Source organism: Mycobacterium sp. TH-M82 (assembly GCF_057473605.1).
In genome coordinates this window covers 1-2360 of sequence record NZ_JBYCKY010000214.1, presented here as the reverse complement: position 1 = coordinate 2360, position 2360 = coordinate 1, and the positions used below count along the sequence as shown (strand labels likewise).

General features: G+C 67.1%; 3 protein-coding genes and 1 pseudogene. 2 read left to right on the top strand and 2 right to left on the bottom strand.

Features of this window, described 5'->3' with window-relative positions; all coding sequences use genetic code 11:
* Window positions 1–116 (top strand): annotated as a pseudogene (locus AC2VON_RS06310) (DUF3159 domain-containing protein); the annotation flags it as partial.
* A 2-nt stretch (window positions 117–118) separates the two neighbouring features.
* Here AC2VON_RS06310 and AC2VON_RS06305 read toward each other — a convergent pair.
* Together AC2VON_RS06305 and AC2VON_RS06300 are read right to left on the bottom strand one after the other, a co-directional pair.
* Window positions 119–781: a potassium channel family protein gene (locus AC2VON_RS06305; protein ID WP_486952173.1), complete on the bottom strand. Its 663-nt coding sequence runs from the start codon at window positions 779–781 to the stop codon at window positions 119–121.
* Complete coding sequence (locus AC2VON_RS06300) at window positions 778–1473, bottom strand: potassium channel family protein (RefSeq protein ID WP_486952172.1); 696 nt, start codon at window positions 1471–1473, stop codon at window positions 778–780. The genes AC2VON_RS06305 and AC2VON_RS06300 overlap by 4 nt, the downstream gene beginning before the upstream one ends.
* An 82-nt stretch (window positions 1474–1555) precedes the next feature.
* On the opposite strand from AC2VON_RS06300, the gene AC2VON_RS06295 reads away from it, so the two are divergent.
* Window positions 1556–2360, top strand: an 805-nt coding sequence (locus AC2VON_RS06295) for an APC family permease (RefSeq protein ID WP_486952171.1), incomplete at its 3' end; no start/stop codon positions are given.

The window sequence follows — 2360 nt, the reverse complement described above, 5'->3', positions numbered from 1 at the left end:
CCGGCTGGCTGGCGGTGGCCCGCATCGCGATGGGTTGGCCGCTGACCGCCCTGGCAGCGCTGGTGACCTACTTCGCGGTCAAGGTCGTCCGGCGCCTGGTAGATCCGGCCCAGTGAGTTTAGTGGGCCGGTAGCAGCAGTTTCCGAAGTTCGTCCTCGACCTCGTCGACGGCGACGAGCAGCAGCTCGTCGCCGCCTTCCAGGGGCTCGTCGTCCTGCGGCACGATGACCCGCGAGCCGCGCAGGATCGTCACCAGCGCGGCGTTGCGCGGCAGCGCCAGCTTGCGCACCGGCTTGCCTCCCCATGGCGTGTCATCGGGCAGGGTGATCTCGAGCAGGTTCGCTTGGCCTTTGCGGAACTCCATCAGCCGAACCAGGTCACCGACCGCGACCGCCTCCTCGACCAGGGAGGCCAGCATCCGAGGGGTGGACACTGCCACATCGACACCCCAGGCGTCGGTGAAAAGCCATTCGTTGCGGGGATCGTTGACGCGCGCCACCACCCGCGGCACCGTGAACTCGGTCTTCGCCAGCAGAGAAACGACCACGTTGGCCTTGTCGTCGCCGGTGGCGGCGATCACCACGTCGAAGTCCTCCAGGTGCATCGACTCCAGCAGGGTCAGCTCGCAGGCGTCCCCCAGCTGCCACTTCGCCTCGGCGATGCCGTCGACATCGATGTGCTCCGGGTTGCGCTCGATCAAGGCCACCTGGTGGCCGTTGTCGATCAGCTCCCGGGCGATGGACCGGCCGACGGCGCCGGCTCCGGCGACCGCGACCTTCATCTGCGCGGCTCCCCGGCGCCCCCGCTGTCCACGTCGTCGTTCGGTGGCAGCGCCGCGATGGCCGTCGCCTCGGCGGCGCGGCCGGACACCGCCACGATGTAGACCTGGTCGCTGGCCTGGATGACGGTCTTGGGTTCGGGTAGTACCCCGGCGCCGAACCGGATCAGGAACGCCACCCGCGCGCCGGTGGCCGCTTCCAGGTCGGTGACGCGATGGCCGATCCAGTCCTCGTGCAGGATGACCTCGACGACGGCAACGGTGCCGGTCGGGTCGCGCCACTTGGTGGTCTCGGTCTCCCGGGTCAAGGCGCTGAGCAGGCGGTCGGTGGTCCACGGCACGGTGGCGATGGTGGGGATGCCGAGCCGCTCGTAGACCGCTGCGCGCTTGGCGTCATAGATCCGCGCGACGACGCGCGGCACGCTGAAGGTCTCGCGGGCCAGTCGCGCCGAGATGATGTTGGAGTTGTCGCCGGACGACACCGCAGCGAACGCCCCGGCGCCCTCGATGCCGGAACGCAGCAGTACGTCGCGGTCGAACCCCATGCCAAGCACCCGCTCGCCGGTGAATTCCGGGCTGAGCCGGTTGAAAGCGGCGCTGTCCCGGTCGATGATCGCGACGTCGTGACCGATCCGGGCCAGCCCATCGGCCACGGAGGCGCCCACCCGGCCGCACCCCATCACCACTACCCGCACCCTGGAAGGTCCTTTCGGCTACGTCATGCCTGTATGCGGTGAACGCTACCGCCAACGCCTGGTGGGCTTACCCTTGGCTCTCGTGTCCAAACTTTCGACCGCTACGCGCCGGCTGCTTTTGGGCCGGCCGTTTCGCAGCGACCGGTTGAGTCACACCCTGTTGCCTAAGCGCATCGCCTTGCCGGTGTTTGCCTCCGACGCGGTGTCATCAGTGGCCTACGCCCCTGAAGAAGTCTTTCTGGTGCTGTCGGTAGCGGGCATCGCCGCTTACCGGATGACGCCGTGGGTTGGGCTGGCGGTGTCGTTCGTGTTCTTGACCGTGGTGGCCAGCTACCGGCAGAACGTGCACGCCTATCCGTCCGGCGGCGGTGACTACGAAGTGGTCACCACCAATCTCGGTGGCAACGCAGGCTTGACCGTGGCCAGCGCGCTGATGGTGGATTACGTACTCACCGTAGCGGTTTCGATCTCGTCGGCAGTGGCTAACATCGGTTCGGCGGTGCCGTTCATCTCCGCCCACAAGGTGGCGTTCGCAGTCGGCGCCGTCGTCGTGATCGCGGCGGCGAACCTGCGCGGCATCCGTGAGTCAGGCCGGGCATTCGCGTTCCCCACATTCGCGTTCATCATCGGCGTGTACATCATGCTGGCCTGGGGATTGTTCCAGATCTATGTCCTCGGTCACCCGCTGCAGGCGGAATCGGCAGGCTTTAAGATTCATTCCGCGCACGGGGAGGTGCTCGGTTTCGCGTTGGTGTTCCTGGTGGCCCGCTCGTTTTCTTCCGGATGTGCCGCGTTGACCGGGGTGGAGGCGATCAGCAACGGGGTGCCGGCGTTTCGTAAACCGAAGTCGCGCAACGCCGCCACCACCTTGTTGATGCTCGGTGTGA